Origin of the sequence: Ornithinimicrobium sp. (assembly GCF_051004135.1) — a bacterium.
Lineage (GTDB): Bacteria > Actinomycetota > Actinomycetes > Actinomycetales > Dermatophilaceae > Ornithinicoccus.
Genome location: NZ_JBPCKQ010000208.1, coordinates 1 through 2775 on the forward strand (window position 1 = coordinate 1; position 2775 = coordinate 2775).

The following is a 2775-nucleotide window of genomic DNA, read 5'->3' on the forward strand; positions in this document are numbered from 1 at the left end:
GGCGTAGGCGGTCTGCCCGGGCGGGGCGATCAGCCCGAACAGCGAGGACACGTTGACGATGTGGCCGCCGGGGCGGGCAGTGAGCGCGGGCAGGAAGGCGCGGACCAGTGCGATCGGGGCGTGCAGGTTGATCTGCAGCAGCCAGTCGACGTCCTCGGCACTGAGCTCCTCGAACCGGCCACCGAGGGCCACCCCGGCGTTGTTGACCAGCAGGCTGATCGTCTCGTGCTGGTCCAGCACGTCGACGGCCAGCCCATCGCCCTGGTCGCGGTCGGCCAGGTCCACGACGTGGGTGCTGATCCGTAGCGCCGGGTGCTGGTGCCACCCTCGAAACGGTAGCGGCGCGTGCGCGTGCGGGTCATCGGTGCTCCGTTCGGCGGGGTGAAGACCATGTCACGGCGCAGTGGGCCGCGCAGCAGCTCAGGGGCCTCGAGCAGGTAGTTCTGCACGTAGGTCCACGGTCGGCGGGGTCCCAGCTTGGGCAGCCGGTCCAGCGCGCGGAGCACGTAGCCGGCCTGCAGACCGAGCAGCGGGCGGCGCTCGCCGGGCGGGGCGGCGGCCGGCGCGGCCACGGCATACCCGCGGCGGTCCATCAGGTCCAGCAGCCGGCACAGGTAACGCGCGACCAGGTCGGCGCGCAGGGTCCAGGAGGAGTTGACGTAGCCGACGGTGAAGATCAGGTTGGGAACCCGCTCCAACATCAGCCCGCGGTAGGCGACCCGGTCGGCGGGGTCGACCCGCTCCCCGTCGACGGTGAGGGTGATGCCGCCGAGCATCTGCAGATTCAACCCGGTCGCGGAGACGATGACGTCGGCCGGCAGCATCTCGCCGGTGCTGCGCCGCACGCCCTCGGGCACCAGCCGGTCGAGGGTGTCGGTGACCACGCTGGCTCGACCCTGCGCGATGGCTCGGGTCAGGTCGCCGTCGGGGATGCGGCATACCCGCTGGTCCCACGGTTGGTAGCTGGGCATGAAGTGGGCGTCGAGGTAGCCCTCGTCGGGCAGGTCGCGGCGAACCGCTCCGGTCGGCGACGGGCCAGGGTATAGGTGGCCTGGCTGAGCACGATGTTGACCGCCCGGGTGAGAAGGTATGCCGCCCGCTCGGGCAGCCGTCGGTGCAGTCGCTCGGCGATGCGGTCGCGGCCCGGTAGCGAGGCCACCCAGGTCGGGGTGCGCTGCAGCATGCTCACGTGCGCGGCGGTCTTGGCCAGGGCTGGGACGAGCGTCATGGCCGTGGAGCCGGAGCCGACGACCACGACCCGGGCGCCGGTCACGTCCAGGTTCGCCGGCCAGTGCTGGGGGTGCACGAAGGTGCCGGTGAAGTCCTCGCGGCCGGGTAGTCCGGCAGGTAGCCGGCGTTGTAGTCGTAGTACCCGGCCGCGACCTGCAGGAAGGCGCAGCTCAGGGTCTGCGGGCCGTCCGGCGTCTGTGCCGTGATGCTCCAGCGCTGCTCGGCCGAGGACCAGTGGGCCTGGGTGACCGTCATGCCGAACCGGATGTGCTCGGTGATCCCGGCCTCGCGGGCGGTCTGCTCGACATACGCCTTGATCGCCGGCCCGTCGGCGAGCGCCTGGCGACCGGGCCAGGGGCGGAACGGGAAGGCGAACGTCGCGATGTCGGAGTCGGAGCGGATGCCGGGGTAGGTGAACAGGTCCCAGGTGCCGCCCATCTGCTTGCGGGCTTCCAGGATCAGGTATGTCGTGTCCGGCCGGCGCTGCTGCAGCCGCCAGGCCGTGTCGATGCCGGAGATGCCGGCGCCGACGACGATCACGTCGACGTCCACATCGCGTCCGGGTGGCTGCCGCATCGGGTGAATGTAGTCATCGAGCGAGGACCGTCGGTGGGCGGGGGACCAGCTGGCCGGGGCGACGGTGACCATCGCCGTGCACTCGCGTCCGGTGGCCGAGGTTCGGCCGGTGCGCTCGCGGCCGTCGACACCGCCCTCCGTGCGCGCGGATGGCGACGGTGAGCATCCTGGCCGGGGTGCGCGCCCTACCGATCGACGCCGCGCCGGAGGACGCGGGGCAATACCCTCGGCTATATTGTGGGTATGTCCAAGGTCATGGTCTCCCTACCCGAGGATCTCCTGACGGCCGTCGACGACGAGGTTCGCAAGCGGTCGACCAGCAGAAGCGCCTTCCTGGCGGCAGCGGCGCGCCGGGAGCTGACCCGCCGCGATCCCGACCAGCTGTCGGCTGCGATCCTGCGATCGGAGGAGCGCTTCCGGCGTGCCGGCTCGTTTGAGGCCACAGCGCTGGTGCGCCAGGACCGCGACTCGCGCCCATGACGCATCTGCTCATCGACACCTCGGTCCTGATCAAGTGGTTCCATCACCAAGGCGAGGAGGGGGTCGAGCATGCGCTAGCCATCCGCGCTGCTCACGCCAGGGGTGAGGTCGAGGCACACATGCTCGACCTGGCGATCTACGAGGTCGGCAACGTGCTCTCTCGTGCCCTGCGCTGGAGCGCTCGGGACGTGGTCGACCAACTCGACGATCTGCACGAGATCCTCGGACCCACCCTTGGCATGTCGCGTGCTGCGATCCGTGCGGCTGCCTTGCTCGCCGAGACGCACACGTTGTCGTTCTACGACGCCAGCTGGGCAGCCGCGGCGCGCGAGTTCGACATTGTGCTGGTCAGTGACGACCGGCAACTCCTGAACGCTGACCTTGCCGAGTCTCCGGCCCGGTTCGCGACCCGCTTGCGCCTGCATAACGGGTAGTCGGCCGGGACTCGACGGTTCGCAGCCAGGGGTCAGGCCGGGGAGGATGCTGTCG

At 70.6% G+C, this 2775-nt stretch carries 5 protein-coding genes; 2 read left to right on the forward strand and 3 right to left on the reverse strand.

Annotated features, from left to right (window positions below):
- From ACR2FV_RS14835 to ACR2FV_RS14845, 3 genes are all read right to left on the reverse strand, one after another.
- Window positions 1-285: SDR family NAD(P)-dependent oxidoreductase (locus tag ACR2FV_RS14835; RefSeq protein WP_434016474.1), on the reverse strand; the 285-nt coding region annotated here is incomplete at its 3' end.
- A gap of 628 nt (window positions 286-913) precedes the next feature.
- Window positions 914-1306, reverse strand: coding sequence for an NAD(P)-dependent oxidoreductase (locus ACR2FV_RS14840; RefSeq protein WP_434016475.1), 393 nt, complete (start codon window positions 1304-1306; stop codon window positions 914-916).
- On the reverse strand, window positions 1270-1806 hold the full coding sequence (locus ACR2FV_RS14845) for an NAD(P)-binding protein (RefSeq protein ID WP_434016476.1): 537 nt from the start codon (window positions 1804-1806) through the stop codon (window positions 1270-1272). Before ACR2FV_RS14845 ends, ACR2FV_RS14840 begins: the two co-directional genes overlap by 37 nt.
- A 243-nt stretch (window positions 1807-2049) precedes the next feature.
- On the opposite strand from ACR2FV_RS14845, the gene ACR2FV_RS14850 reads away from it, so the two are divergent.
- Window positions 2050-2286 carry a CopG family ribbon-helix-helix protein gene (locus ACR2FV_RS14850; RefSeq protein ID WP_434016477.1) on the forward strand — a complete coding sequence of 79 codons (237 nt, stop codon included), beginning with the start codon at window positions 2050-2052 and terminating at the stop codon, window positions 2284-2286.
- Complete coding sequence (locus ACR2FV_RS14855; protein WP_434016478.1) at window positions 2283-2720, forward strand: type II toxin-antitoxin system VapC family toxin; 438 nt, start codon at window positions 2283-2285, stop codon at window positions 2718-2720. The genes ACR2FV_RS14850 and ACR2FV_RS14855 overlap by 4 nt, the downstream gene beginning before the upstream one ends.
- Window positions 2721-2775: the final 55 nt, after the last annotated feature.

Bases quoted from the DNA above. Each gene is read 5' to 3' on its own strand.
- ACR2FV_RS14845 (WP_434016476.1), bottom strand. From the start codon at position 1,806: ATGCGGCAGCCACCCGGACGCGATGTGGACGTCGACGTGATCGTCGTC.
- ACR2FV_RS14850 (WP_434016477.1), top strand. From the start codon at position 2,050: ATGTCCAAGGTCATGGTCTCCCTACCCGAGGATCTCCTGACGGCCGTC.
- ACR2FV_RS14855 (WP_434016478.1), top strand. From the start codon at position 2,283: ATGACGCATCTGCTCATCGACACCTCGGTCCTGATCAAGTGGTTCCAT.